The 26,131-nt window shown below is 58.1% G+C and carries 22 protein-coding genes; 9 read left to right on the forward strand and 13 right to left on the reverse strand.

The window, feature by feature from the left end; all coding sequences use genetic code 11:
- Nucleotides 1-168 precede the first annotated feature (168 nt).
- Nucleotides 169-1,122 carry a choline ABC transporter substrate-binding protein gene (locus CRP02_RS22650; protein WP_097172349.1) on the reverse strand — a complete coding sequence of 318 codons (954 nt, stop codon included), beginning with the start codon at nucleotides 1,120-1,122 and terminating at the stop codon, nucleotides 169-171.
- A gap of 234 nt (nucleotides 1,123-1,356) precedes the next feature.
- Here CRP02_RS22650 and CRP02_RS22655 point away from each other — a divergent pair, with 234 nt between their 5' ends.
- The 3 genes from CRP02_RS22655 (at nucleotide 1,357) to CRP02_RS22665 (ending at nucleotide 3,901) form a co-directional block, all read left to right on the forward strand.
- Nucleotides 1,357-1,938: a thymidine kinase gene (locus CRP02_RS22655; protein WP_097172350.1), complete on the forward strand. Its 582-nt coding sequence runs from the start codon at nucleotides 1,357-1,359 to the stop codon at nucleotides 1,936-1,938.
- A 114-nt stretch (nucleotides 1,939-2,052) separates the two neighbouring features.
- Nucleotides 2,053-2,505, forward strand: coding sequence for a pseudoazurin (locus CRP02_RS22660; RefSeq protein ID WP_097172351.1), 453 nt, complete (start codon nucleotides 2,053-2,055; stop codon nucleotides 2,503-2,505).
- 238 nt (nucleotides 2,506-2,743) lie between these two features.
- On the forward strand, nucleotides 2,744-3,901 hold the full coding sequence (locus tag CRP02_RS22665) for a DUF2333 family protein (RefSeq protein ID WP_097172352.1): 1,158 nt from the start codon (nucleotides 2,744-2,746) through the stop codon (nucleotides 3,899-3,901).
- A 26-nt stretch (nucleotides 3,902-3,927) separates the two neighbouring features.
- Here the strand turns inward: CRP02_RS22665 and CRP02_RS22670 are convergent, their stop codons facing one another.
- Both CRP02_RS22670 and CRP02_RS22675 read right to left on the reverse strand, forming a co-directional pair.
- A complete protein-coding gene (locus tag CRP02_RS22670) occupies nucleotides 3,928-4,644 on the reverse strand; it encodes a helix-turn-helix transcriptional regulator (RefSeq protein WP_097172353.1) in 717 nt (238 codons plus the stop codon).
- A gap of 100 nt (nucleotides 4,645-4,744) precedes the next feature.
- Nucleotides 4,745-5,266 carry a TIGR00645 family protein gene (locus CRP02_RS22675; protein ID WP_013636634.1) on the reverse strand — a complete coding sequence of 174 codons (522 nt, stop codon included), beginning with the start codon at nucleotides 5,264-5,266 and terminating at the stop codon, nucleotides 4,745-4,747.
- Between the two features lie 357 nt (nucleotides 5,267-5,623).
- Between CRP02_RS22675 and CRP02_RS22680 the strand changes: the two genes are divergently transcribed.
- Nucleotides 5,624-7,864, forward strand: coding sequence for a TonB-dependent hemoglobin/transferrin/lactoferrin family receptor (locus tag CRP02_RS22680; protein WP_097172354.1), 2,241 nt, complete (start codon nucleotides 5,624-5,626; stop codon nucleotides 7,862-7,864).
- Nucleotides 7,865-7,920: 56 nt separating this feature from the next.
- Here the strand turns inward: CRP02_RS22680 and CRP02_RS22685 are convergent, their stop codons facing one another.
- A complete protein-coding gene (locus CRP02_RS22685; protein ID WP_097172355.1) occupies nucleotides 7,921-8,817 on the reverse strand; it encodes an extensin family protein in 897 nt (298 codons plus the stop codon).
- Between the two features lie 282 nt (nucleotides 8,818-9,099).
- Here CRP02_RS22685 and CRP02_RS22690 point away from each other — a divergent pair, with 282 nt between their 5' ends.
- A complete protein-coding gene (locus CRP02_RS22690) occupies nucleotides 9,100-11,289 on the forward strand; it encodes an anthranilate synthase (RefSeq protein ID WP_097172356.1) in 2,190 nt (729 codons plus the stop codon).
- A 76-nt stretch (nucleotides 11,290-11,365) separates the two neighbouring features.
- On the opposite strand, the gene CRP02_RS22695 is transcribed toward CRP02_RS22690, so the two are convergent.
- Nucleotides 11,366-12,310 (reverse strand): HD-GYP domain-containing protein, encoded by a 945-nt coding sequence (locus CRP02_RS22695; protein WP_097172357.1) that lies wholly within the window; start codon nucleotides 12,308-12,310, stop codon nucleotides 11,366-11,368.
- 276 nt (nucleotides 12,311-12,586) lie between these two features.
- Here CRP02_RS22695 and ade point away from each other — a divergent pair, with 276 nt between their 5' ends.
- Complete coding sequence (gene ade / locus CRP02_RS22700) at nucleotides 12,587-14,281, forward strand: adenine deaminase (RefSeq protein ID WP_097172358.1); 1,695 nt, start codon at nucleotides 12,587-12,589, stop codon at nucleotides 14,279-14,281.
- Nucleotides 14,282-14,350: 69 nt separating this feature from the next.
- Here the strand turns inward: ade and CRP02_RS22705 are convergent, their stop codons facing one another.
- From CRP02_RS22705 to CRP02_RS22715, 3 genes are all read right to left on the reverse strand, one after another.
- Nucleotides 14,351-14,749, reverse strand: a complete 399-nt coding sequence (locus CRP02_RS22705) for a hypothetical protein (protein WP_097172359.1) — start codon at nucleotides 14,747-14,749, stop codon at nucleotides 14,351-14,353.
- Between the two features lie 536 nt (nucleotides 14,750-15,285).
- Complete coding sequence (gene aac(6'), locus CRP02_RS22710; protein ID WP_097172360.1) at nucleotides 15,286-15,741, reverse strand: aminoglycoside 6'-N-acetyltransferase; 456 nt, start codon at nucleotides 15,739-15,741, stop codon at nucleotides 15,286-15,288.
- Entirely contained in the window at nucleotides 15,738-17,402 is a 1,665-nt protein-coding gene (locus tag CRP02_RS22715) for an alpha-glucosidase family protein (RefSeq protein WP_097172361.1), read from the reverse strand. The genes aac(6') and CRP02_RS22715 overlap by 4 nt, the downstream gene beginning before the upstream one ends.
- Nucleotides 17,403-17,557: 155 nt before the next feature.
- Here CRP02_RS22715 and CRP02_RS22720 point away from each other — a divergent pair, with 155 nt between their 5' ends.
- Both CRP02_RS22720 and CRP02_RS22725 read left to right on the forward strand, forming a co-directional pair.
- Nucleotides 17,558-18,478, forward strand: a complete 921-nt coding sequence (locus CRP02_RS22720; RefSeq protein WP_179784169.1) for a sugar kinase — start codon at nucleotides 17,558-17,560, stop codon at nucleotides 18,476-18,478.
- A gap of 210 nt (nucleotides 18,479-18,688) precedes the next feature.
- Nucleotides 18,689-19,738, forward strand: coding sequence for a bifunctional monoglucosyl/glucuronosyl diacylglycerol synthase (locus tag CRP02_RS22725; RefSeq protein ID WP_013636642.1), 1,050 nt, complete (start codon nucleotides 18,689-18,691; stop codon nucleotides 19,736-19,738).
- Between the two features lie 190 nt (nucleotides 19,739-19,928).
- Here CRP02_RS22725 and CRP02_RS22730 read toward each other — a convergent pair whose 3' ends face one another.
- From CRP02_RS22730 to CRP02_RS22745, 4 genes are all read right to left on the reverse strand, one after another.
- The gene (locus CRP02_RS22730; protein WP_097172362.1) at nucleotides 19,929-20,537 is read right to left on the reverse strand and encodes a DUF2026 family protein; all 609 of its coding nucleotides are present in this window, start codon (nucleotides 20,535-20,537) and stop codon (nucleotides 19,929-19,931) included.
- 166 nt (nucleotides 20,538-20,703) lie between these two features.
- Nucleotides 20,704-22,134 (reverse strand): ribosome biogenesis GTPase Der, encoded by a 1,431-nt coding sequence (gene der / locus CRP02_RS22735; RefSeq protein WP_097172363.1) that lies wholly within the window; start codon nucleotides 22,132-22,134, stop codon nucleotides 20,704-20,706.
- Nucleotides 22,135-22,167: 33 nt separating this feature from the next.
- Nucleotides 22,168-22,839, reverse strand: coding sequence for a tetratricopeptide repeat protein (locus CRP02_RS22740; RefSeq protein ID WP_097172364.1), 672 nt, complete (start codon nucleotides 22,837-22,839; stop codon nucleotides 22,168-22,170).
- Between the two features lie 154 nt (nucleotides 22,840-22,993).
- Nucleotides 22,994-23,578: an NnrU family protein gene (locus CRP02_RS22745; RefSeq protein ID WP_097172365.1), complete on the reverse strand. Its 585-nt coding sequence runs from the start codon at nucleotides 23,576-23,578 to the stop codon at nucleotides 22,994-22,996.
- 151 nt (nucleotides 23,579-23,729) lie between these two features.
- Here CRP02_RS22745 and CRP02_RS22750 point away from each other — a divergent pair, with 151 nt between their 5' ends.
- Nucleotides 23,730-24,713, forward strand: coding sequence for a polysaccharide deacetylase family protein (locus tag CRP02_RS22750; RefSeq protein ID WP_065659128.1), 984 nt, complete (start codon nucleotides 23,730-23,732; stop codon nucleotides 24,711-24,713).
- 56 nt (nucleotides 24,714-24,769) lie between these two features.
- Here the strand turns inward: CRP02_RS22750 and sbmA are convergent, their stop codons facing one another.
- Nucleotides 24,770-26,044: a peptide antibiotic transporter SbmA gene (gene sbmA, locus CRP02_RS22755; RefSeq protein WP_097100707.1), complete on the reverse strand. Its 1,275-nt coding sequence runs from the start codon at nucleotides 26,042-26,044 to the stop codon at nucleotides 24,770-24,772.
- Nucleotides 26,045-26,131 lie beyond the last annotated feature (87 nt).

The raw sequence follows: 26,131 nt of genomic DNA on the forward strand, positions 1-26,131 counted from the left end.
CCGCTAATGCAGAAACGACGGCCGGCAACAGCATTGCCGGACACCGGGATGGCGCGTGACCCCGGATGCGAGAAAAATTCGCGGACCGAGACCATGCAAAGGACATCGTAATTCCTGCAGTATCCGGCCTGTTACAAGGTTAGGCCGGATACATGCGTTGTCTGCAAACTAGAGGCCCAGGGCCTTCTTGACAGCGGGCAAGGCGTCAGCGCTGCCATCCTTGGTCTTGACGTTGGCAAGCCAGGGTTCGATCGCAGCCGGGTTGGCCTTCAGCCAGGCAGTCGCCGCCGCTTCGCCCTCGAGGCCATCATTCAGGATCTTGCCCATGATCTCGTTTTCCATGGGCAGGGAGAATTCCAGGTTCTTGAGAAAGACGCCGACATTCGGGCATTCCTCGGTGTAACCCTTGCGGACATTGGTGTAGATCGTCGCGCCGCCGAGATTGGGGCCGAAAACCTCGTCACCGCCGGTCAGATAGGTCAGCTTGAAATTCGTATTCATGGGATGCGGTTCCCAGCCGAGGAACACGATCGGTTCGCCGGATTTCCCCGCGCGGGCAACCTGCGACAGCATGCCCTGTTCGGAGGATTCGACCACTTCGAAACTCTTCAGCCCGAAGGTGTCCTTGGCGACCATGTCGAGGATCAGGCGGTTGCCGTCATTGCCGGGCTCGATGCCGTAGATCTTGCCGCCGAGATCGCCGCTATGGGCCGCGATATCCTTGAAATCCTTGATGCCGAGTTCAGCACCCTTGGCATTGGTCGCAAGCGTGTATTTCGCGCCGGTCAGGTTTTCACGCAGTGTTTCAACCGACTTGTCGTCGCGGTAAGGCGCGATATCGCCTTCCATGGTCGGCATCCAGTTGCCGAGGAAGACGTCGATGTCCTTGTTTTTCAGCGATGTATAGGTAACGGGCACCGAGAGAAGCTTGACGTCGGTTTCATAACCGAGGCTCTTCAGCAGCACCGTGGCAGTCGCTGTGGTGGCAGTGATGTCGGTCCAGCCCACATCGGAAAAACGAACCTTGCCACAACTTGCCGGCTCCGCAGCGCCGGCCGCATTGAACGTCATGACGGAGATTGCTGCGGCCAAAGCCAGACAGAGACTTCTATTTGCAAACATCGCTTGCTCCCTTTTTTCGTTCCCTTGCCATTATCAATATCTGCCGGACACAATCAACTCGCGTGCATTTGCGTGCTTTGGCCCGCCGTTTGCGACACGACGATGAAAATCTCCGGCTTTTAGTCAGCGATATGGACAGCTGCGGGATGCGGAAATCTGTGTTTTTCCCGTTGCGGCACTTTTCAACCCGACCCTTCGCCGTCAAAAGACGCGAAGGTGTACAGGGAGTGGACGATGGCAAAACTCTATTTCAATTATGCGGCGATGAACGCCGGCAAGTCGACCATGTTGTTACAGGCATCCTATAATTATCACGAGCGCGGCATGCGCACATTGATTTTCACGGCCGCCTTTGACGACCGGGCCGGCTTCGGCCGGGTCGCGTCGCGTATCGGCCTGTCGTCCGACGCACGGACCTTCGACGGAAACACCGATATCTTCTCCGAAGTGGAGGCCCTGCATGCCGAAGCGCCCGTCGCCTGCGTTTTCATCGATGAAGCCAACTTCCTGTCCGAACACCATGTCTGGCAGCTTGCCGGTATTGCCGACCGGTTGAACATTCCCGTGATGGCCTACGGCCTGCGCACGGATTTTCAGGGCAAGCTTTTCCCAGCCTCCAGGGAACTGCTCGCCATTGCCGACGAGCTTCGCGAAATCCGCACCATCTGCCATTGCGGCCGCAAGGCGACGATGGTCGCCCGTTTCGACAATGAAGGAAATGTGGTCAAGGAAGGCGCGCAGATCGATGTCGGCGGCAACGAAAAATACGTCTCCTTCTGCCGCCGCCACTGGGTAGAAACGGTCAAGGGCGATTGACCGTCTGCGGCCGGTTGCCGCATTTGATTTTTCGCAAGGATGGCTCCCCTGCTCCTGCGCTAAGACCATGCGGACACATTCGCGTGGATGTGCTTTCTCTCAGGAGCAAAAAATATGCACAACAAAACTGCCACCATCGCCAGCCTTTCCATCGCTGCTGCCCTCCTTGCCTTTCCCGCCCTGTCGGCCGAAATCGAGGTGAAGATGCTCAACAAGGGCAGCGATGGCCAGGCGATGGTCTTTGAACCGGCAACCGTCAAGGCAGCTGTCGGCGACGTCATTTCCTTCGTGCCCGTCGACAAGGGTCATGATGCGGCTGCCGTCAAGGAAATGCTTCCCGAGGGTGTTGCGGACTTCAAGGGCAAGATGAACGAGACGGTGAAACTGACCGTCGAGAAGGACGGCGCATACGTCGTCAAATGCACGCCGCATCTCGGCATGGGCATGGTCGCCCTCGTTGTGGTCGGCGATGCCGCACCGGCCAATCTGGATGCCATAAAGACCGGCAAGCTGCCGAAAAAGGCGCGGGAGCGGCTGGACGCCGAAATTGCCAAGCTCGGTCTGTAACCGCCTGTCACCTTGTCCAGGCGATGCATGCTCCGCGCGTAGTTCCGGAACACGGGAACGACCCGCGCGGACCGCAGGTTGAGAAAAGTTTCGCAATCATGTTGTATCCCGGTGGGTAGGGACATATCTGGAAGACAGTAAACGACCGCGGTTGTTGCGAAGCGCCAAAAGGCGCATGGCCGGACCGCGGTTGTTCCTTCCGGCGTTCAGCCCCACGGGCAGAGGAGACTATGACGACATGATCGACCGGATAACCGCTTTGATTCAGGCAGCCTTCAACGCCATCGGCAAGGCCGCCGGTCTCGTCGTCGCCTGGCTTTTGTGGCCTTTCATGGCCGCCCACGGCTGGTATCGCGACCGCAACTGGATCATCAAGGGTCCGATCGCTCTGGTACTCATCCTTCTTGCCGGCTTTTACGGATACTTCTTCTGGCAAACGCAGGTCTGGACGAATTTCGACCCGGATTATATTTCCCGTTACAAGCTTGCCGAACGCACGGTGCCGCCCGGGCAGGAATTGCCGGCTGCAACACCCACGGCCGACGCCGGCGCCACCGGTGCTGCCGCAAACACTTCCGCACCGGTATGCCAGCGCTCGGCTATCGTCGATGCCGCCGCCGATCTTACCGATTTCAACGTCAATCAGAATGCATGGATTTCCTCCATGCTACTCTATCGTCTCGGCCTTTTCGGCATGGATTGGGACAGCACGCCATTTCTGGACAACAAGGCGTCCTTCCAGCGCGGCGTGAACCAGGCCGTGCGCCGCACCGCAGTGGAACTGGTGGACACGCTCGGTCGCGTTCGCGGAACCTCCGGTATCAACAACAATCTTCAGGAAGCGCGCGGGAACATGCAGTTCAGCGAATATTCCTGGTATTTCGGCCTCGATCCATTTGGCCCCAAAACACCCACACCCAGCTACTATCGCGCCGCCATCCGCAGCTTCCAGGCCTTTAACGGTGAACTGACCGCCTGCAAGGCCGTCTTCGATACCCGCGCCGATAACCTCATCCAGTTCATCGACCGCATTGCCGGCGATATCGGCTCGACATCGGCCATTCTGCGCGAGCGTTCGGAAAACTATAATGGCGGCTGGTTCGACACTCGCGCCGACGACCGTTTCTGGTTCGCCTATGGCCAGCTCTATGGTTATTACGGCGTGCTGTCCGCAGCCGGAGCGGACTTCGCGCAGGTTATTCGCGAACGCAATCTGACCAATCTGTGGAACGACACCCTGGGGCAGACGCGTGCGGCGCTACGCATCCAGCCGGCAATCATTTCCAACGGCGACGAAAGCGGTTGGATCATGCCCTCGCACCTTGCCACCATGGGATTTTACGTTCTGCGCGTTCGCTCCAACCTCGTCGAACTCCGCTCCGTTCTCGACAGGTAAGGCAACGGCTCGGACCGGCATGAAAATCAGCTTATCAGGCCAAGGCGTATTGTCTTGGCCACCAGCTGCGCGCGGTTGACGCAATCGAGCTTGCGAATGGCGTTGTTCATATAGGTATTGACGGTGTGCTCCGAGATGGACAGAAGCTCGGCAATCTCTACGGAGGTCTTGCCCTGCGCAGTCCAGCGAACCACGTCGAGTTCCCGCTTCGTCAATGGAGAGGGGAGTTTTGAGCCTGCACGACAAAGCCGGTCATAGGCCTCCAGGGCGTGAAGGGCGATCATGCACAGCTCGTTCAGCGAACCCTGCGACAGGACATCGCAATCGCCTGCAAAATTCATCAGATGCCGGTTTCCGTCCATGCCATTCACCGGCACCAGAAGACCGGAGGTGATGCCCATGCCGCGCAGCAGGGTTGAGACTTCCAACAGCGAGCCGGAGTTGATGTCCTTATCATCAAGAGACCAGTATTGCGGCATCATCGATGAAGCGCCGCGCTTTATGACGGGACAATCTGCAAGTTCACCGTCCCGGGTCATCGCATTCACCACCCACACCGGCAGGCTGCTTTCCACCACTATCGGCAGGGCATAAGCATTGCGAATGCTCGGCAGCTTCAGCAAGGTCACATAGGAATAACCGAACGCCTGCATCACCTGCTGCAGCGCCGCCAGCCATTGGGGTCTGTCAATGGCAGCCGAAAGGTCGCGGCAAAGTCTGGCCTGGCGCTCCGTCTTTGGCATTCAGGCGCCACCCGGCGGTGGGCGAAGGACACCCAGAAGCGACGACCAGGCGGCATGGGCAAACAGTGTTGCAACCTTCATATCGGGCGGACCACCTTGACTAAAGTGCCGGTTTTTCGGGTTTATCCTTCGGCTTGGCCATCAGTTTCTCCAGGAAACCGAGCATGACCGCCGAGACGACAAAGGCCAGATGGATGATGGTAAACCACATCAGCTGGCTATCCGTATACTGACTGGCGTTGAGGAATATCTGCAGCAGGTGAATCGACGAAATCGCCACAATCGACGATGCGACCTTGATTTTCAGGCTGCCGGCATCAAGCTTGCCCAGAAACGAAACCTCGTCATCCGCTTCATCGAAACGGCTGACGAAATTCTCGTAGCCGGAGATCATCACCATGACGATAAGGCTCGCGACCAGTGCCGCATCGATCAGCCCGAGCATGGCGAGGATCATGTCCGATTCGTCATAAGTGAAAACGTTTTTGGCGACCTTCAGGAATTTCAGCACGAAGGAAAATGCATAAACCGCCAGCGCCGCGACGAGCCCGAGATAAAACACGACGAGCAGCCAGCGGCTGGAGAGAATGATCCGCTCGACGAGCAGTTCAAGTGATTTCATTTCCGTATCCGATTACTTTTTTGTATATTGTGGAGCATGCATTCTTCCGCCATCTAAACTGGCTGCGAATATCCTAGCAAGCGTCAATGTCGGGACTTTGGCCGGAACCGGGCGTTTTCGGGCCTCTCCACCGGTATGGATGCAGTCTCACGGGGCGTCACATTTTTGCCACGCACCGTTATGCTTTAAAACATGATGATAAAAGTCATATATAATATGTTGACAGTTATGATCATGTTTTTTAGTCCTCAGCTATCGGCTTGCCCGTAACAAATCAAAACAGTTTCAGCCGCGACAGCAAGCGCGGCGCGTTTTTGCGCGCCATAGCTTCTGCGCGCGCCTATCCGGGGGTATTTAATGTCCATCTCGCGCACACATTCGGCGCTGCTTTTGTGCACTGCCATGTCTCTTCTGCCCTTTGCAGGACCTGCGCAATCGCAGAATGCCGCTTCGCAGACGAACGACACCACCACGCTGGAGAAGATCGTGGTCAAGGGCAAGCGCGTCAAAAGCGCGAATGCAGCCGCCGACACACCACTTGCAAGCCAGACGACGGCGGAAGACATCAGGAAGAAAGACATCGGCAGCATCAAGGACCTCGGAAACTCCACCGAGCCGGGCGTTGATTATGTGGATGCCAAGCCCGGCAGGCCCGGCGGCCTGTTCATTCGCGGCCTCGGCGGCGCGCGCGTGGTGACCCTGATCGACAATATTCCCGTTCCCTTCTTCGAGAATTTCGCCCGCCAGGGACAGGCCACCACCACCTTGAGCAATACGAATTCGAGCTTCGATTTTTCATCGCTTTCCACGGTTGACGTGGTGCGCGGCGCCGATTCCAGCCGCATCGGTTCCGGCGCTCTTGGCGGCGCACTCGTTCTGCGCACGCTTGAACCGGAAGACCTGATCGGTGAAGGCAGGGACTGGGGCGGTGTTGCCAAGACCACCTATGACAGCGAGGACAGAAGCGTCGGCGGATCGCTCGCCGTTGCAAAGAAGATCGAAAACACCTCGGTTCTGTTCCAGGGCTCCTACAAGCGCGGCAACGAAACGGACAATAAGGGCTTCGCCGACGTCTACGGAACCCGCCGCACCAAGCCCAACCCGGCAGATACCTACGAAAGCAACCTGATGTTCAAGATCCGCCAGGATCTGGAAGGCGGCCACCGCATCGGGCTTACGGCCGAGCGTTATTCATTGAGAGATCGCAGCGACATGCGAACCCTGCAAGGCGTCAGCGTATCGGGATCGACTTACCGTATTGGCGACTACAGCGGCTACGAGGATACGGAGCGCGACCGCGTATCGCTTGATTACGAATATGAAGCGCCGTCGACAGACAGCCTGATCGATGCGGCCAATCTGTCGCTCTACTGGACGCGCCTCTCCAAGGAATCCGGCGCTGGCGACCGGCTGACCAACAACTCGCTCTATATCCGCGAAGACAGCATGCGCAACAGCGCTTTCGGCATCGTCGGCGGCCTTGAATCCGGCTTCGAACTCGGCGGCGTGCAGCACACCGTGCGCTTCGGCGGCAACGCCATGACAACCGATTTCAGTCAGGCGCTTTATGCCAACACAGGCGGAGTGACCTCATCGTCACAGTCGGACATGCCTGACGTGAGCGGCAAGAGCCTTGGCCTCTATCTCGATGACGAAATCGCGTTTGGAAACGGTTTCCGGCTGACCCCCGGCCTGCGCTTCGATTCCTACGATTACGATCCGGATGGCTCGGTATCCAGCAACAGCGGTTACAACACCTTCGGCTTGCCAAGCGGCAATAGCGGTTCGCGCTTCTCACCGAAGCTGCTCGCCACCTACGACGTGACGCCGGAATTGCAGCTCTTTGCGCAATGGTCGATGGCCTATCGCGCTCCGACCATCAACGAGCTTTATCTGAACTTCTCAAATATCAGCTCGGGTTATGCCGTGGTCGGCAACTCCGCGCTCAACCCCGAAACCAGCAACGGCTTTGAAATCGGCGCCAATTACGCATCCGGCGATCTGACGGGGAGCCTGACGCTGTTCCACAACAAGTACAAGAACTTCATCGAGCAATACACGACCTCGACAACGCTGTTCCCCGGCTTCGGCGGCAGGGGCAACGGATCGCTCTTCACCTATCGCAACCGCAACAATGTTGAAATCTCCGGTGTAGAAGCCAAGGTCCGCAAGGAACTCGCAAACGGCTTCTTCGCCCATGCGTCGCTTGCTTATGCTTATGGTAAAGACACCGACAGCAACGAATTCATCCGCACGGTGGCGCCGTTCAAGTCCGTCCTCGGCGTCGGCTACGCACAGGAGACATGGGGCACGGAATTCACCGGCATATTCTCCTCGCATATGCGTGATGACAAGGTGGCCACAACCTACGACGCACCCGGTTACGGCATCTTCAACCTGACTGGCTGGTGGGAACCGGAACAGACCAAGGGCCTGCGTATCCAGGCCGGCGTCTACAACCTGTTCGACAAGCAATACTGGAATGCCGTCGGCGTTCGTGACGTCAATCCCAACGCCGTCAGCACCGTAAACCAGCCTGTCGACTTCTATACGGAAGCGGGCCGCACCTTCAAAATCTCTCTGACCCAGAAATTCTAAATCTGGTCAGAACATCATCTCCAGTCGGGGCGGCCTTCGGGTCGCCCCCTTTTTTATCAGCGGCAGTAGAGATAACCTCCCTTTCGCTCCAGCACGTCGAGATGCAGGTGATCCTGATGGGTCGCGTCACTGCCGGGGGAAAGAACGGTGCGGAAGAACAGGCAGGCGGCGGCTGTAATCGTCCGCTGGAACGCACCTTCCACCGTTCCATCCTCGCCGCGCGGCTTCATCACCAGCGGATCGCCCTTGTCGAAGGCGATGGTGGAAATATCGACAGCATTGCCCTTTGCATGTTCGGAAATCTTGCCGGTTTCGGCACTGTTGCGGTTGCGGCAAATATAGGTCGAAGCATTGGCAATCGCCGTTACTTTTTTGTCCGGCAGGGCGAGAGCCGCAGCCGGCAGCATCATCCCCTTTGTCCAGCGCGATAGCGCAAGCGCGGTTTCGCAGCGCATGGTGCCAGATGGTTCAAGCTTGACGCCCGGCAGCACCACGGAAAGCTCGATCGGCGCCTCGATACCGCACCCCTGCTCTTCGTCGCGGATCGGCTCGAGCTCTTTGAATTCCGCGCCGATTTCCTTCAATGCGCCAAGGCAGGCCTGAAGCTCTGCCGGGTCTTCCGGCTTCACAGGCTCCGGCGGTTTTTCCTCGGGTTTCGTGGCTTCGCCAGCCGGAGCTACCGTCTCACCGCCGTTTTGCCCCTTGTCGTCTTTCTTCTTTTCCTCGGCACCCTTCCCTTCCGCGCCAGATTTTCCTTCTTCAGGCGGTTGCGGTTTGGGGGTCGGTTTCGGTGTGTCTTCGGGCGTTTGCGCGCCCTTATCGGCCGGCTTTTCCGTCGTGGCAGGTGCTTGCTGTTCGCCAGGCTTCGGCTGTGGCACCGGCACCTGTGGCGACGGTTCGGAAGCGGAAATAAGGGCGAGACTCGTCATCAGAAGACACAGGCGATGAAGCATTTTCCGGGGCACTCCTGACTGTTTCGGCAGGACAGGAACGCAACTCGCGCCGGTAAGGTTCATTCCGTCGCCGGAATCCGCTTGCCAAGGCGAATTGTGCAGGCTAACAATTTTCCCATGAACATCGTGTCTATGAACATTGCTAACTGGTGGTGGAGCAGCTTTACGCGGCCTTGACCAGTCATGTCTTCAGACAAAGTCCAAGCCGCCCGAATTTTCAGGCGGCTTTTTTGTTATTCTGCCGCCTGTCATCGGGCCTGAAAAACGGGAAGTGCGAAAGAAATGGTAACGATCATTCAGGATGACGGAGCGGAAACCTACGAGACGAAAGGCGGCATCAAGGTCAGCCGAAAGCGTCGCGCCGCCGAATATGCCAGCGCCATCGACAACTACATCGAAAAGCTCGATGCCCATCGCGGCGCGGTTTTCTCGTCCAACTACGAATATCCGGGCCGCTACACGCGCTGGGATACGGCCATCATCGATCCGCCGCTCGGCATTTCCTGCTTCGGTCGCCAGATGTGGATCGAAGCCTATAACGGCCGCGGCGAAGTGCTGCTCGACTTCATCACCGAAAAGCTGAAGGCGACACCCGATCTTACGCTGGGCGCATCCTCCGTCCGCCGTCTCGACCTCACGGTCAACGAGCCGGACCGCGTCTTTACCGAAGAAGAACGCTCGAAAATCCCAACCGTCTTCACGGCGCTACGCGCCATCGTCGACCTGTTCTATTCGAATGCGGATTCGGCCATCGGCCTGTTCGGCGCCTTCGGTTACGATCTCGCTTTCCAGTTCGACGCGATCAAGCTTTCGCTCGCGCGCCCGGAAGATCAGCGCGACATGGTGCTGTATCTGCCCGACGAAATTCTCGTCGTGGACCATTATTCCGCCAAGGCCTGGATCGACCGTTACGATTTCGAGAAGGACGGTGTAACGACGGACGGCAAGTCCTCAGAGATCGCACCCGATCCCTTCAAGACCACCGATACGATCCCGCCCAAGGGCGATCACCGTCCCGGCGAATATTCCGAGCTGGTGGTGAAGGCCAAGGAAAGCTTCCGACGCGGCGATCTGTTCGAGGTCGTTCCCGGCCAGAAGTTCATGGAGCGCTGCGAAAGCAATCCCTCGGCAATCTCCCGCCGCCTGAAGGCGATCAACCCCTCGCCCTACTCCTTCTTCATCAATCTCGGTCATCAGGAATATCTGGTCGGTGCTTCGCCGGAAATGTTCGTGCGCGTCTCAGGCCGTCGCATTGAGACCTGCCCGATTTCAGGCACCATCAAGCGTGGCGACGACCCGATTGCCGACAGCGAGCAGATCCTGAAGCTGCTCAATTCGAAGAAGGACGAGTCCGAACTGACCATGTGCTCGGATGTGGACCGCAACGACAAGAGCCGCGTCTGCGAGCCGGGTTCGGTGAAGGTCATCGGCCGCCGCCAGATCGAGATGTATTCGCGCCTCATCCACACGGTCGACCACATCGAGGGCCGTCTGCGCGACGACATGGATGCCTTCGATGGCTTCCTCAGCCACGCCTGGGCGGTCACCGTTACCGGCGCACCGAAGCTATGGGCCATGCGCTTCATTGAAAGCCATGAAAAGAGCCCGCGCGCCTGGTATGGCGGCGCAATCGGCATGGTCGGTTTCAACGGCGACATGAATACCGGGCTTACGCTGCGCACCATCCGTATCAAGGACGGCATCGCGGAAGTCCGCGCCGGTGCGACGCTTCTCAATGATTCCAATCCGCAGGAAGAAGAAGCCGAAACCGAACTGAAGGCATCCGCCATGATCGCGGCCATTCGCGATGCAAAAGCCACAAACTCGGCCGCCGCCAAGCGCGATGCCGCCAAGGTGGGCACCGGCGTCAAGATCCTGCTGGTCGATCACGAAGACAGTTTCGTGCACACGCTGGCGAATTATTTCCGCCAGACGGGCGCCACGGTTTCCACCGTCAGAACGCCGGTCGCAGCGGAGGTCTTCGACCGCTTCCAGCCCGATCTCGTCGTGCTTTCGCCCGGACCGGGCAGCCCGACGGATTTCGACTGCAAGGCGACGATCAAAGCCGCCCGCGCCCGCGAGCTGCCGATCTTCGGCGTGTGCCTCGGTCTTCAGGCGCTGGCGGAAGCCTATGGCGGCGAACTTCGCCAACTTGCGGTACCAATGCACGGCAAGCCCTCACGCATCCGCGTGCTGGAGCCAGGCCTGGTCTTCTCCGGTCTCGGCAAGGAAGTGACCGTCGGTCGCTACCACTCGATCTTCGCCGACCCTTCCACCCTTCCGCGTGATTTCATCATCACGGCGGAAAGTGAAGACGGCACGATCATGGGCATCGAACACGCCAAGGAACCGGTAGCCGCCGTTCAGTTCCACCCGGAATCGATCATGACTCTCGGCCAGGATGCCGGCATGCGCATGATCGAGAACGTCGTGGTGCATCTGACCCGCAAGGCGAAAACCAAGGCAGCGTAAACATCCTGCATCGGCGGCGTCACTTCGGCGCCGCCGGGCAAGCCTCAAACAGCGCGACTTCGAGATCGCCTGCTACCTAGCTACGCGGCAGCGATGTGGAAATGCACAGCGCGAATTTCTTCAAAAGCTGCATGTCGAAGTGGCCTTCCCGGCGCAACATCCACGTCAGCGCTTCGTTTGCCGTCCACGGCTTCTTGTAGGGCCGAACCGAGGTTACGGCGTCATAGACATCGCAGATCGCCGCAATGCGCGCGTGAAGACTGATCTCGTTTCCGGCGCAGCCGCTGGGATAACCGCCGCCATCAATGCGCTCGTGATGACTGAAGCAGACATCCAGAACCATGGCTGGCATCTGCTCGTTGCGCGACAAGATATCCCGACCGAACGTTGGATGAAGATTGATGATTTCCCGCTCGGTGGGGCTTAACCCTTCCGCCTTATTGAGGATCGATGAAGGAATTTCCACCTTGCCGATATCGTGCAGCAGGCCACTGATGCCGAGCAGATCGACCGTTTCCTTGTCCAGCCCGAGATAATTGCCAAAATGGATCATCAATCCGCTGACGGAAACCGAATGCACAAACGTCGTCTCGTCCTTCGACTTCAACCGGGTAACGCCGATGAAAATCGCCGGGTTCGACTGGACCGCATCGGAAATCTTGCCGGCCGCCGCTGTCATGCCCTTCAGGGACACGCAGCCACCGGCTTCGGCAACGGCAAATGTCTCGGCAATGGCATCGGCGGCGGAGCGCACGGCATGGGTGACTGCATCAATGGTTTCGGGGCCACTATTTAATCGCGGCGGGACGGCTCCAGAGCGCGGCCTGCCCTCGATATCGTTTCCCCTGGCCGTATTGATGATGATGCTTTCAGCGCCGCTCAATTTCAATTGACGCATCAACTCTTCATGCCGCAGAAGAAATCGATATCGCTGCAAAAATTCGCTGTTCGAAAGCGCTCCCTCGACCGCTTCGATAAACATGCCAACCGTCAATTGCTGGGTAGAAATTCGTTTGAGCATCTGACGCTTTTATTTTCCTTCCCGGGAATGGTAACCTCCGCTGGCAATTACTGAAAACACCGGAACCAACCGGTATCCCTGCAAGGGTAAGTTACGCATTCCTAACGTTGTTCAATTTTGGAACTTAAACATAAGATAGCACGAATATGAAAATTTTTTACTCTGGATATATTTAAAACGCAAAGAATCAATTCGCTTAAGCCAAGAAACAACCTAAGAATGTAAATACTGAAAATTCTCGCGAACGACATAAACCAGGAGCCGAAGAAAAGCCGCATGAATTCGAAACTTGAAACGCGCATCGATCAGGGTACGGGCCGTGAACCGGCAGATATAGTTCTCAAGGGCGGACGATTCTTCGACCTCGTAACTGGAGAACTTGTTGCCTCCGACATCGCCATCTGCGGCGATACCATCGTTGGAACTTGCGAAAGCTACAAGGGTCGCCGGGAAATCGACATTTCCGGGAAAATCGTCGTTCCAGGCTTCATCGATACCCATCTCCACATCGAATCATCGCTGGTCACACCGCACGAATTCGACCGCTGCGTTCTGCCCTATGGCGTTACCACCGCCATCTGCGACCCGCATGAGATCGCCAATGTTCTGGGCGCGGAGGGGCTTCGGTTCTTCCTGGACAGTTCCATGGAAACCATCATGGACATCCGCGTGCAGCTCTCGTCCTGCGTGCCCGCAACCCATCTGGAAACCTCGGGCGCCGATCTGCCGATCGAAAAACTGCTGCCGTTCCGTGATCATCCGAAGGTTATCGGCCTTGCCGAATTCATGAATTTTCCGGGTGTCATCCACAAAGACCCGGTATGCATGGCAAAACTCGAAGCCTTTCAGGGGCAGCATATCGACGGACACGCGCCGCTTCTGTCGGGAACGGCGCTGAACGGATATCTGACAGCCGGCATCCGCACCGAACATGAGTGCACCAGTGCTGCCGAGGCTTTGGAAAAGATCCGCAAAGGCATGCATATTCTTGTGCGCGAAGGCTCGGTCTCAAAAGACCTGCACGCCCTGATGCCTGTTATCACCGAGCGTCTGTCGCCTTATCTTGCGCTTTGCACCGATGACCGCAACCCGCTCGACATCGCCGAACAGGGTCATCTCGATTATATGATCCGAACGGCAATCGCCAACGGCGTGGAACCGCTCGCCATCTACCGCGCCGCCTCGATTTCCGCCGCAAAGGCCTTCGGCCTGCGCGATCGCGGTCTTATCGCACCGGGCTGGCGTGCCGACCTCGTGGTGATCGACACCTTGCAGAACTGCAAGGCCGGCATGGTCTTCTCCGGCGGTCGTATCGTCGATGACGCGCTGTTTGCCACCCGCAAGCCGGTCGCGCCCGTCGGTCTTGACAGCGTCAAGGCAAGACCCGTGCTCGCCGCCCATTTCGGCGTGCCGGTCGCACAAGGCGAGACCCCGGTGATGGGCGTGCTCCCCGGCAAGATCATCACCGAACATCGCCGCTACACGCTGCCGACGGACGGCAACCAGACGACTGTCGATCTCGCAAACGACATCATCAAGGTCGCCGTCATCGAGCGCCATGGCAAGAACGGCAACCACGCCAACGGCTTCGTGCAGGGCTTCGGGCTTAAGAAGGGCGCCATCGCCTCCACTGTCGGTCATGACAGCCACAATATCTGCGTTGTCGGCGTGAACGAGGACGACATGGCGCTGGCCGCCAACCGGCTCGGCGAAATCAAGGGCGGTTTCGTGGTGGTCGAAGACGGCAAGGTGACGGGCGAGATTGCGCTCCCGGTGGCCGGGTTGATGAGCCTCGAACCTTACGAAACGGTGCGAGACACGCTCCACACCCTGCGAAAGGCAGCCTATGCGCTCGGCACAACGCTCGAGGAGCCCTTCCTGCAGGTGGCTTTCCTGCCGCTACCCGTCATCCCGCACCTGAAGATTTCCGACATGGGCATGGTGGATGTGGATCGGTTTGTACTGATCTGACGATGGAGTTTATCGGCCGGAAACAGCGTAATCTGCTTATGCCGCGTTTCTGAGACGGCGCGAGCCGTCTCAGGTTTTCGTTTCTGCAGGCCAGGTCACGTAATAATATTTGCCCGCGACCCTGCCAAAATAGGCGTGGTTGCCCGTTGTCTTTTCGACATAGCTGCCACTTGCGTCCCTGGAAAGAACGCCGCTTTCGTTACGTTTGAGCTGCGAGTTCAGGAAATCCGCCCAGTTGGTCTTGGCGATATCCGTGGCGGTTGTCGACCTGGCGTTTTTCTGACTCGGATCCCATGCGCTGATCGATTTGCCTTGCGTGGGGTCCGAGATCTGCAAGCGCCCGCCCGCAAGAGCGCTCATCATCGATTGGGAACGCAGATATTGCGCCGGGTCGTCCCCCGCCGTCGAAAGCTTGACCTTCAGATTTTGCATAAAGCCTGATGACGCGAGATATTCGATTGACGACATTTTTGGCGTTGCATTCGTTGTGGATGCGGGGACTGACGATTGTCCAGAAGCGAAAACGCTTCTGATGGATGTCGCGGGGGCGGTCTGAGCCCTGGTACGTGAGGATGCGGAATTAGCGGGGGTAAGCTGACTCGAATTCTTGATCGAAACGGACATGACAATCCCTACTTCGCTTTATGGTTATTATCCGAAAATATACAATTATTCAGTCAATAATAATCCAAACTTGCGCAAAGCTCGCCAAATTCATAAGCAATACATAAATAATGGACCGAATATTTCGTTTTTTCTTAGATTAAAATGATAAATTACATCAATTAATTCAAATTTTCACATTTTTCAGTAAATTAATACATAAGTATTATGAAAATAAGCACTATCGCCTATGGGCGATTTGCATCGCGTCACCAAGTCCAACCCAGCGCAAGTTCCCGGAATGAGCATAGAGGAGCCGAGCGACGTCCGCATGAAAATGCCGGTTCAGACAAGGCGAAACGGACGGATTGCTAAATCGGCTGGCCTACAGCATCGGCAAGTCATGAACGCGATGGCAGCAGCTTGCGGAAATAAACCACCCGTTCAGTTTCCTCAAACCCCAGCGCCGCATGCATGCGGTGTGAATCGACATTGGCAATATCGGCATCGGAGGCAAGCTCGCTCACACCCTTGCTGACCGCCCAGCGGGTGACCTCGGCGATCAATGCAGCGGCAACGCCCTGACCGCGGAATTCCTCTTCCACATAAACGCCTTCGAGAAACGCCACGGGCGACGTATCGCATCCATTGACATAGTCGTGTCGCAGGCTGACGTCGGCAAAACCGATGGCCATTCCGACCAGATCATAGGCAATGAAACCGGCGTCGTTGTCGGAGAGGTTCCGCAATTCCGCCCTGTGTTCGGCAACGGAGGCATCGGGCCATAAACGGTGGCGCAAAAGGGACCAGTCATCCAGAGATGCTGCGGCGTCCCTGATGGAAAATTGCAGGCTCAAGCGACGACCCCGCAAAACACGTCCAACCCCTCAAGCTTCACGATCCCCGCGTCGAACAGCGGCTCAAAACCCGGCATCGGCAGGATATCCGTGACCTCCATACCCTTCGGGACAGGGAATTCCACCGCCTCACGGGTCAGGTTGAAAACGAACAGCAGTTTTTCGTCACCCTTGTGGCGCGTGAAGGCCAGCACATCGAGATTGGTCTTGATGAAGTCCATATCGCCGTCGCGCAATGCTCCATGGGTTTTGCGGAAGGACAAGACCGCGCGGTAGTGGTTCAGAACCGAGTCCGGCTTGCGCTCCTGCGCATCCGCCGCCTGCATGGCGTGGGCATAGGGCACCGGCAGCCACGGTTTTTCAGCGCTTGAAAAACCAGCATTCAGCTTGCCGGTTTCCCACACCATCGGCGTGCGGCACCCGTCACGCCCCTTGAAGGCGGGCCAGAAGCGAATGCCGTAGGGGTCACGCAAATCCTCGAAGGCAAGTTCGGCCTCGGTCAGGCCCAGCTCCTCACCCTGATACAGACATATCGAGCCGCGCAGGCTGGCGAGAACGCAGATGGCGAGCTTCGCAACCCGCGTCTGCTCCTCGGAGCCCTCGGAAAACCGGCTGAGATGGCGCACCACATCGTGGTTGGAAAAAGCCCAGCACACCCAGCCATCCGTCACCACCTTGCCGAAGGTCTCGACCGAACCGCGCAGGTGTTTTGCGCTGAAATCCGGGCCAAGGAGATCGAAGGTATAGCACATGTTGAGCTTGTCATTGCCGGATGTGTAGGCCGCGACCGTCTTCAGTGAGCGTGCGCCGTCCCCCACCTCACCCACGGTGGCGCGGCCCTCATATTCATCGAGAAGCGCGCGGAAGCGCTGGAGGAAGGCCACGTTTTCCGGCCGCGTCTTGTCGTAGAGATGATCCTGCATGCCGTAAGGATTGACGTCGGACGCATCGAGGCCAAAGCTTTCGTCGTCAAAAAGCGGCGGGTTGTCGCGCAACAGCTTGTCGTGGAAATAGTGATTGACGGTATCGAGACGAAAACCGTCCACGCCGCGATCAAGCCAGAACCGTACGGTTTCCAGAAGCGCATCCTGAACATCCGGATTGTGAAAATTGAGATCCGGCTGCGAGGCGAGAAAGCTGTGCATGTAATATTGCTTGCGCACGCCATCCCATTCCCATGCCGGCCCGCCGAACACGGAAAGCCAGTTGGTGGGCGCCGTGCCATCCGGCTTGGAATTGGCCCAGACATACCAGTCCGCCTTGCTGTTGATGCGGCTTGCACGGCTGTCCACGAACCAGGGGTGCTTATCGGATGTATGCGAAATCACCTGGTCGATGATGACTTTCAGCCCCAGCCGGTGCGCCTCGGCCATCAATGCATCGAAATCGGCAAGCGTGCCGAACATCGGATCGACATTGCAATAATCGGATACGTCATAACCCATATCCGCCATGGGGGAGGTGAAGAATGGCGAGAGCCAGATGGCATCGACGCCGAGCGAGGCGATGTAGGACAGCCGCTTCGTCACCCCGGCAAGATCGCCGTAACCGTCGCCGCTCGTGTCCTGAAAGGATCGCGGATATACCTGATAGATCACCGCCCCCTTCCACCAGTCCGATTGCGCTTGGGATTTGTGGACCGGGGCATGGGTTGTCGGCATGAGCGATCTCCTGATGAGGGTTGGTCCGAGAATATAAAGCAGCTGTCCCTGCGTAAACCGGAACTTCGCAAATGCCCAAAATCACCTCGAAGCGGGCTTGTCAGGCACCGCCTGTCGTCGTAATCCCGAAGGTAAAGCAAGTGGAGGATGACGGCGTGGGCGGACGGTTTCTGTCGATTGGCGAATGCATGGTGGAACTGTCGCAGGCCGGAAACGGGCTGCTGCGCAAGGGTTTTGCCGGTGATACCTTCAATACGGCATGGTATGCACGTGCCTGCCTGCCAGAAGACTGGTCCGTCGATTATTTCACGGCACTCGGCGACGATCCTCTTTCGCAGGACATGCTGGCCTTCATTGCAGATGCCGGTATCGGCACGGAAAAAATCCGCCGCATCAAGGGCGGCACACCCGGCCTTTACCTCATCAACCTCAAGGATGGTGAGCGCACCTTCAGCTATTGGCGCAACGCCGCCGCAGCAAGGCAGCTCGCAGCCGATGCGGACCACCTGCGCAAGACGGTGGAAAGCGCCGACGTCGTCTATTTTTCCGGCATCACGCTCGCCATTCTCGCCTCGCCGCATGATGTCGACACTTTCCTTGCGGAACTGCGCCGCGCCAAGGCAGCGGGCAAGCCCGTGGTCTTTGACCCGAACATCCGACCGCGCCTCTGGTCCGACAAGAACACGATGCTGGAGACGATTACCAACGGCGCACGCGCCGCAACGCTGGTAATGCCAAGTTTCGATGACGAAGCCAGCCATTTCGGCGACACATCCGTCGAGGCCACAATCGAGCGTTACCGTGCGCTCGGCGTCGCCAACATCGTCGTCAAGGATGGCGCAAAGGGTGCGACACTCGACTTCAGCGGCGCACGCAGCCACGCTCCGGCGGTAGAGGCTGTGGACGTGGTGGATACGACAAGTGCAGGCGACAGTTTTAACGGCGCGTTTCTCGCCCGATATGTAACCGGCAGTTCGCCGCATGACGCCGCCGTCTTTGCCGCACGGGCAGCGGCAACCGTCATCGGCCATCACGGCGCGCTGATCAGCCCGGAGCTTCTTCCGCTGGTCGGATGATGCCAGACGGAACCGGCTTCCCTCATCCCTGTGCTTGTCACAGGGATGACCAGGAGCGCGCTTACGGACAAGAGCAAGCTCGTGTGTGCAAAGGCACTTCTACTACCCTCATCCGCCCTGACATGATCCTGTAACACGCACGCCGCATATACGGGCTGAAGCCGGGTGGTGGGGAATCGCCCGCGCGCAGTCGAGCAGGATCGGTGTTTCATGACGAGAATCACGATTGTCACAGATGCCTGGCACCCGCAGGTCAACGGCGTGGTTCGTTCCATCGAAAACACCAATACGGAACTCGCGCGGCTGGGCGTGGATGTGCACATGGTGACGCCGCAGAGTTTCTACAGCATCCCCTGCCCGACCTATCCGGAAATCCGCCTGTCGGTCGCCGGCTATCGCCGTGTCGCGGCGGAGATTGAAAAAAGCCAGCCCTCCTTCGTGCACATCGCCACCGAGGGTCCGCTGGGTTTCATGGCGCGGCGCTGGTGCGTGAAGAACAGGATGCGTTTTTCCACCAGCTATCACACCCGCTTTCCCGAATATGTCGCGGCGCGCTTCCCCATCCCGGAAAGCTGGCTTTACGCTTTCGTTCGCTGGTTTCACAACGGCGGCAACACCTGCATGGTGGCGACGCCAAGTCTCGAGACCGAGCTTGAGGCCCGCGGGGTTCGCAACCTGAAGCGCTGGAGCCGCGGCATCGATGCCGAACTGTTCCATCCACGTCCGAAAACGTCGCTGCCATTCGATCTGCCGAGGCCGATCTTCATGACGGTCGGGCGCGTGGCGGTGGAAAAGAACCTGCCTGAATTTCTCGACCTCGAGCTGCCCGGATCGAAGGTCGTGATCGGCGACGGCCCGGCCCGCCATGAATTGCAGGAAAAATATCCGGACGTGCTGTTTACCGGCATCAAGACAGGGGAAGAACTCGCGGCCGCCTATGCGCAGGCCGATGTCTTCGTTTTCCCGTCCAAGACTGACACATTCGGCAACACCATTCTCGAAGCGCTGGCGAGCGGTGTGCCGGTGGCCGCCTTCCCCGTTACCGGGCCGATCGACATTCTCGGCGGCAATCCCGGGGCAGGCGCGCTGAATGACAATCTTCGCGACGCGTGTCTTGCAGCGCTCCATTGTTCGTCGCAGGAGGCCCTGGCGCTTTCCAAAAGCTACAGCTGGGAAAAGGCATCGCGGCAATTCCTCGACAACGTCATTCACGCCGCCGGAAAATCCCTGCCGCTTTTGTCCCGCTCACGACTTGCCTGACGTGGAGACACATTGATCCCCGACATTTTATCGGGGAACGGTGGACGAAACAAAGCAGGAGTGTCACAAGACGATCTGGACGCGACCGCCGTTATCTTTAGAACGGGGTCGGGCTGCTGATTGACGTCAGGCGGCTGCCGCGAGATCACGCTGGCCGTCCTAATTTCACAACGACTTATCCCGTCTCAGATCACCACGTGCCGACGAGCGCCTGGCCGGAAAGCGGCACCGTCCGCGACTTGCCGTTCCGCTCCGTGACCGAAAGCGACGGGGACATCTGTTTCGGCGACTTGCGGAACCAGTTTGCGGCGACGCTCGCCAGATCGCCGATCATCGCCTGTCTGTGCCAGTCGGCAAAACGCCGCGCGGTGGCTTCCGGCTCGGAGCGGTAGAAGAAATCGCCGGATTGATCGAGATCGTTGATGGAGGTCGCCATTGCCGATAGCGGACGCTGAAACATCTTCGGGGGCACGGAAAGTTCGCGTGCGCTTTGCGAAAAAGCTGGCGCCATGAAATCGATAGCCCATCCGTCCGCTTCAACCCAGCAATGAAAATTATCGCCAGCGCCCGTCACATAACCATCGTCACGATGGTCCGCAAAAAGCATGACCGTTCCACCCAGATTATAAGCGGCAAGCCCGCCCTTCGGCACAGCTTTCACCTTGTAATGCTGCTGAAGGATGAAGGCGCCGAAGGTGCTGAAATACATGCAGGCCGTAGCCGGGTCGGCATTGTCGTTGATGAGCAGGCTGTTGATGACGCGGTAAATCCGGTGATAGTCGGTCTGCTTGATCAACATGGTTCTTACTCGCCAGTTTTATTCTCGATGTTGGTGAGACCTCTGCCCCACGCGACGTCATCCTCGGGCTTGTCCCGAGGATCTACCTCCCGTGTCGCAAAATCGAAAGTTTGCAGATTCTCGGGACAAGCCCGAGAATAACGGAGGAGAGGTTTTCAGCAGCCGATTACCGCCTCTTCTTCGCCTTGCTCTCGAACGGATTATCCGACCCACGATAATGCACGCGGATCGGCACGCCCGGCATGTCAAAATCCTTGCGAAGGCCGTTCACCAGATACCGCGTATAGCTCTCCGGAATGGCTTCCGGCCGTGTGCAGGAAATCATGAAGGCTGGCGGGCGCGCCTTTACCTGCGTCATGTATTTCAGCTTGAGGCGGCGGCCGGAAACGGCCGGCGGCGGATGCTGCGTCGTCTGCGAATCCAGCCAGCGGTTCAGCTTGGCGGTCGAGATGCGGCGGTTCCAGATCTTGTCGGTGTCGATGATGTTCTGCATCAACCGGTCAAGGCCATAGCCCGTCTGGCCGGACATCGGCACGGCGCGGATGCCGCGGGCCTGCGGCAGAAGCCGCTCGGTCTTTTCACGCAGATCGGCCAGAAACGCCTGCGGATCTTCAACCAGATCCCATTTGTTGAAGGCGAGCACGGCGGCGCGGCCTTCGCGGATAACGAGATCGACCAGTTGCAGGTCCTGCTTTTCGAACGGAATGGTGCTATCGAACACGATCACCACCGTTTCGGCGAAACGAATGGAGCGCAGGGAATCCGCGACCGAAAGCTTCTCCAGCTTCTCCGTCACCCTTGCCTTCCGGCGCATGCCGGCCGTGTCGAACATCTTGATGGTGCGGCCGCGCCAGTCCCACTCGACAGAAATACTGTCGCGGGTAATGCCCGCTTCCGGGCCGGTCAGCAGACGGTCTTCACCGAGAAAACGGTTGATGAGGGTGGACTTGCCCGCATTGGGTCGGCCGATGATGGCGACACGCAGCGGCTTGGTCTCGTCATAAACAGGCTCTTCTTCTTCCTCTTCCTCGCTGCCGGGCTCAGTGCGCGGAAGAACGATATCGGTCTCCGCCTCATCCACTTCAGGCGGGAAGGCGACGTCTTCGCCGATCGCCTCGACGATGGCGTCGCGCAGGTCGATCATGCCCTGACCATGTTCGGCCGAGATGGCGCACGGGTCGCCAAGACCGAGCGTAAAGGCATCGTAGAAGCCCGCATCGGAACCGCGCGCCTCGGACTTGTTGGCCACCAGAACCACCGGCTTGCCACGACGGCGCAGCATTTCGGCCAGCGTTTCATCGGCGGGCGTCAGGCCTGCCTTGGCGTCAACGACAAAAAGCGTCACATCGGCTTCGTCGATCGCCGCTTCCGTCTGCGCCCACATGCGGCCCTGAAGCGTCTCCGGCCCGGATTGCTCCAGACCGGCGGTATCGATGATGGTGAAACGAAGGTCGACAAGCTTCGCGTCGCCGGGGCGGCGGTCACGGGTCACGCCCGGCGTATCGTCGACAAGCGCCAGCTTCTTTCCGACCAGACGGTTGAAAAGCGTGGACTTGCCGACATTGGGGCGCCCGACTATGGCGACGGTGAAGCTCATTGATCGTTAATCCTTGGAGGTGGGAAAGCCGTGTTAGACAGCTTTGCCCGAAGCAGTGATATTGTCGAGCATGATCTGCGCGCGGTTCGTCACATTGCGTGGCGCCTGCGCGTCGCTGACGATCTGCTCGAACCATTGTTTGGCCTTGGTGAAATCGCCAGCCTTGTAGGCGGCAAGACCAAGGGCTTCGCGAGCCGATGCACGCATGGTCTGGGCTTCGCCGCTCAACGGCTCCGCAAGTGCAACGACCTGATCATACGTACCGTTGTCAACCAGCAGCCACGCCGCGCGTACCTTCGCCGTATCGCGGAAGACCTGCGGGGCAGACGTGTCGTTGCCGATCGCGGTGAAGGCAGCGATGGCGCCGGCCGCATCGCCCTTCTGCGAAAGCAGCGTCGCAGAACGGAACTTCGCCAGCACCGGATAATTGCCATGACCGGAGGTTTCAAGATCGGCAAAGGCCTTCAGCGCTTCGTCCGTCTTGTTGTCGGAAGCAAGCTTCAGCGCCGCAATGAACTGGTCGCCGGAATTGGAAGCGCGGCTGGTGTTCCAGTATTCATAGATGCCCGCACCGGCGGCGCCCACAACCACGAGAACGGCGGCGCCAACGACCACGATACCGTAGCGGCCCCAGAAACGGGAAAGCTGCTCGGAACGGATCTGCTCGTTCACTTCGCGGATAAAGGTATCATTTTCGTTTGCCATCAAATTCTCCGTTACCCGCGCGGAGATCGTCGCCGATCCATCCGTTCGCGGACATACCAAGCCGCTTACCCGGGTCAGCAAAAGTCCGGCCGACGGGTCATGGTCGGCCTTCTAGCCTATTTTGCCTGATATGTAAGGGGGAAACGTTGATTTCCTACATGGCGATGGGCTGAACGCCGATCAACCATTCGTGCAGTTTCAGGATGAAAGCGCCCCAGAGAACGATGCCGCCGACGATGGCCACCAGATCGTAACGGCCCGAGACGAAGGGACGGACCACTTTTTCACCCGCTCTTTCCCGGCGCTTCAGCGAAATCCGCATCACCACACCCCAGGCGAGGAATGATGCAAAGAGAAGGATCGAAGAGGTCTCTCCATTCGCCAGAAGATGGGCGAGCGCCCAGATCTTGACCGCCAGAATGAGCGGATGTTTGGTTCTGGTTGCGATGTTGCCAGCCGGGATGAGGCTGGCGATAAGACAGATCATCGCGGGCAGCATCAGGGTCACGGCGAGGTGGCTCGTCCAGACCGGCGGGTTCCACAGAACGCCGGTTTCCTGTCGCGCCTCGCCGAACGCATAGATGACGAGACCGAGCGTTATGAGGCTTGCGACAGAATAGACGCCCTTGAACGGTCCTTCTCCCATCTTCGCGATCATCTGCGCGCGAAATTGCGGTGCAAACACCTTCAAAAGATGCGTCAGGAAAAACAAGGCAAGACAGAGTACGAGAAAAAGCATGGAACACGGTCCCCCGGTGGAACGGAATGCGGCCTCATTACCGCGACGCAGAAAAGGAATTAGGCTGAAAGACGTAAAAAAGCCAGTTTATTCAAAGCTTCGCCTTATTCCACCCGCAAAAGGCAGCGGTGTTTCATATGACGGATGCCTGATGTTTCGCCCATTGACTGCTTTTTCCCTGTCGCTCTGCCTTGCCCTTCCCGCTTTTGCCGAAAATGCGGAGAAGCCGAAGCAGCTCGTCATCGTTTCTTTCGACGGTGCGGGCGACAATTCGCTGTGGGAAAGAAGTCGTGCGACGGCGAAGGAGGTCGGCGCGCATTTTACCTATTTCCTCGCCTGCACGCTGGTGATGGACCGCAAGACCAGCGCCAAGACCTATCAGGGCCCCGGCCAGAAGGCCGGCCGCTCCAACGTCGGCTTTGGCCAGTCGCCGGAAGAGGTGGAGACGCGGCTGCGCAACATCTGGTCGGCCTATCGCGAAGGCCACGAGATCGGCAATCACACCTGCGGGCATTTCGATGGCGGCCAATGGACCGCCGAGCAATGGGACGGCGAGTTCACCACCTTCACCAGCACGCTGGAAAATGCCTGGCAGATGATTGGCAAGAAGGGTGAGGAACCCGAAGGCTGGCGCGACATGGTGAAAAACATCAACGGTTTCCGCGCGCCCTATCTTTCGCAGGGGCCGGCGCTGACCGCAGCCCAGAAGAAACACGGCTTCGTTTATGACGCCACCAGCATCACCAAGGGACCGGAATGGCCGGTGGAGCGCGACGGCATCGAACATTTTGGCCTGCCGCTGGTTCCGGAAGGTCCCGGCAATCGCCCGATCATCGCCATGGACTACAACCTCTTCATCCGCCACTCCATCGGCATCGAGACGCCGGACCGCGCGCAGGAATTCGAGGACCGCGCCTATGCCGCGTTCCGCACCGCTTTCGACAAGCAGTATAATGGCGAACGCATCCCTCTGCAGATGGGCTTCCATTTCGTGAAGATGAATGGCGGCGCCTATTGGAACGCCTATGAGCGGCTGCTGCGCGAAGTCTGCCGCAGGGACGATGTCGCCTGCGTGAGTTACGCCGAGGCCATGCCGATCATCAAGGCGCGCAGGAAGCAGAAGACCGAGGGCTAAGGTCCCCGGATGTAATGCAAAAGGGCGGCCAATCGGCCGCCCTTTTTTGTTTTCCGTCAGGGCTTGTTGGCCGCCAGCTCTCCGGCTTCCGCTTCCCGCTGAAGATAGCGCTGGTCGATTTCAGGCAGTGGCTTGTCGTCAATTGCAGCTTCGAAGGCGCGGAGACGTTTGTAGATCGACATTAGCTCTACAATCGTCGTCCATGAGTTGATGAGATACTGAAACGAACCGCGGACCTGATCGAAGACGTTGCCGATCTGCGTGAAAACGCCAAGCGTCACCTTACCTGCAGCAATGGAAGGAATGAGGACGATGAGACTATAGATGTTGTCGGCCTGAAGATAGAAAATCCGCGCTACGTTGAAATACATATAGTGGAAATACAGACGGAAGTAGTTCTTTCGAACATTTGCAAATAGCTCGGCCACAGTTGCCGGTTGCGCACGATTTCCGTCGTCTTCACCGTAGACGAGTTCTTTTCGATAAGCCGCCTCGACCCGCTGGTTGCGGAATTCGAGACCCGGCAGCTTTATACCCACAAGAGCAAGAAAGCCGGTGCCGAACAGCGACCACAAAATAGCTGCCCAGACCAGTGCGTGCGGCACCTGACCGATGATCGGCAATTCGTTGATCGTCTCCGAGAAGGTAAACAGAACCGGCAAGAAAGCGATGAGGGTCATGATCGCGCGCACCAGACCGACGCCGAGCCCCTCAACTGTCGAGGAAAACCGCATCGTATCTTCCTGAACGCGCTGGGAAGCACCTTCGATATGGCGCAGGCGGTCCCAGTTTGCCATGTAGAATTCGTTCATCGCCGTGCGCCAGCGAAAGATATAGTGGCTTACGAAGAACAGGTTCAGCACACCGACCGTAATCGCAAAAAACAGAATGCCGCTGACGCCGACGAGGCCCATATAAAGTTGCTCGGCCGTTACCGGCGCGGTCTTTGCCAGCGCCTGCTGGATAAGATCGTAATAAGGCCCATACCACGCATTGAGTGCGACACTAACCTGCACCGAAAAATAAGTCGCGAAAACGATGAGTGCGGAACCGAGAATGGACCAGTTCTGCCAGCGGTGTGGCCTGTACCAGAACCAGAATCCGGCAAACACTAGAACTGCCGCAGCATAATAAACGTAAAACCACAGGAACGGGGTGGACCAGAAAACCGAAACGCCGGTCGCGGGCGCCTGTCCCTCTGGCAGCGGCGGCAAGCCGATTGCCGCACCCCAGTTGCGTGCGCCTGCATACCACAGCCCAATCATGGCCATGGTCCACACAAAGGCAGAGGTGAAGAACAATTTCGGCTTGGGAAAGAAGGAATGAAACACGTTGTTGAACTCACGCGCGTTTGAAGTCGGCCACTATTGGCGAAGCATTTGTTATCCCGAACCTAGGGCAGAAATTTGTGCACAGCA

This window comes from Rhizobium sp. AN5, assembly GCF_900215255.1.
Lineage (GTDB): Bacteria > Pseudomonadota > Alphaproteobacteria > Rhizobiales > Rhizobiaceae > Agrobacterium > Agrobacterium tumefaciens.

Excerpts from the sequence above, each read along its gene's own strand:
- der (WP_097172363.1), bottom strand. The coding sequence starts at position 22,134 with ATGAGCTTCACCGTCGCCATAGTCGGGCGCCCCAATGTCGGCAAGTCC.
- CRP02_RS22730 (WP_097172362.1), bottom strand. The coding sequence starts at position 20,537 with ATGTTGATCAAGCAGACCGACTATCACCGGATTTACCGCGTCATCAAC.
- CRP02_RS22725 (WP_013636642.1), top strand. The coding sequence starts at position 18,689 with ATGACGAGAATCACGATTGTCACAGATGCCTGGCACCCGCAGGTCAAC.
- CRP02_RS22685 (WP_097172355.1), bottom strand. The coding sequence starts at position 8,817 with ATGCTTCATCGCCTGTGTCTTCTGATGACGAGTCTCGCCCTTATTTCC.
- CRP02_RS22655 (WP_097172350.1), top strand. The coding sequence starts at position 1,357 with ATGGCAAAACTCTATTTCAATTATGCGGCGATGAACGCCGGCAAGTCG.
- CRP02_RS22675 (WP_013636634.1), bottom strand. The coding sequence starts at position 5,266 with ATGAAATCACTTGAACTGCTCGTCGAGCGGATCATTCTCTCCAGCCGC.
- CRP02_RS22695 (WP_097172357.1), bottom strand. The coding sequence starts at position 12,310 with ATGCTCAAACGAATTTCTACCCAGCAATTGACGGTTGGCATGTTTATC.
- CRP02_RS22740 (WP_097172364.1), bottom strand. The coding sequence starts at position 22,839 with ATGGCAAACGAAAATGATACCTTTATCCGCGAAGTGAACGAGCAGATC.
- CRP02_RS22690 (WP_097172356.1), top strand. The coding sequence starts at position 9,100 with ATGGTAACGATCATTCAGGATGACGGAGCGGAAACCTACGAGACGAAA.
- CRP02_RS22660 (WP_097172351.1), top strand. The coding sequence starts at position 2,053 with ATGCACAACAAAACTGCCACCATCGCCAGCCTTTCCATCGCTGCTGCC.
- CRP02_RS22680 (WP_097172354.1), top strand. The coding sequence starts at position 5,624 with ATGTCCATCTCGCGCACACATTCGGCGCTGCTTTTGTGCACTGCCATG.
- ade (WP_097172358.1), top strand. The coding sequence starts at position 12,587 with ATGAATTCGAAACTTGAAACGCGCATCGATCAGGGTACGGGCCGTGAA.
- CRP02_RS22650 (WP_097172349.1), bottom strand. The coding sequence starts at position 1,122 with ATGTTTGCAAATAGAAGTCTCTGTCTGGCTTTGGCCGCAGCAATCTCC.
- CRP02_RS22665 (WP_097172352.1), top strand. The coding sequence starts at position 2,744 with ATGATCGACCGGATAACCGCTTTGATTCAGGCAGCCTTCAACGCCATC.
- CRP02_RS22705 (WP_097172359.1), bottom strand. The coding sequence starts at position 14,749 with ATGTCGTCAATCGAATATCTCGCGTCATCAGGCTTTATGCAAAATCTG.
- CRP02_RS22715 (WP_097172361.1), bottom strand. The coding sequence starts at position 17,402 with ATGCCGACAACCCATGCCCCGGTCCACAAATCCCAAGCGCAATCGGAC.
- CRP02_RS22750 (WP_065659128.1), top strand. The coding sequence starts at position 23,730 with ATGTTTCGCCCATTGACTGCTTTTTCCCTGTCGCTCTGCCTTGCCCTT.
- CRP02_RS22670 (WP_097172353.1), bottom strand. The coding sequence starts at position 4,644 with ATGCCAAAGACGGAGCGCCAGGCCAGACTTTGCCGCGACCTTTCGGCT.
- CRP02_RS22745 (WP_097172365.1), bottom strand. The coding sequence starts at position 23,578 with ATGCTTTTTCTCGTACTCTGTCTTGCCTTGTTTTTCCTGACGCATCTT.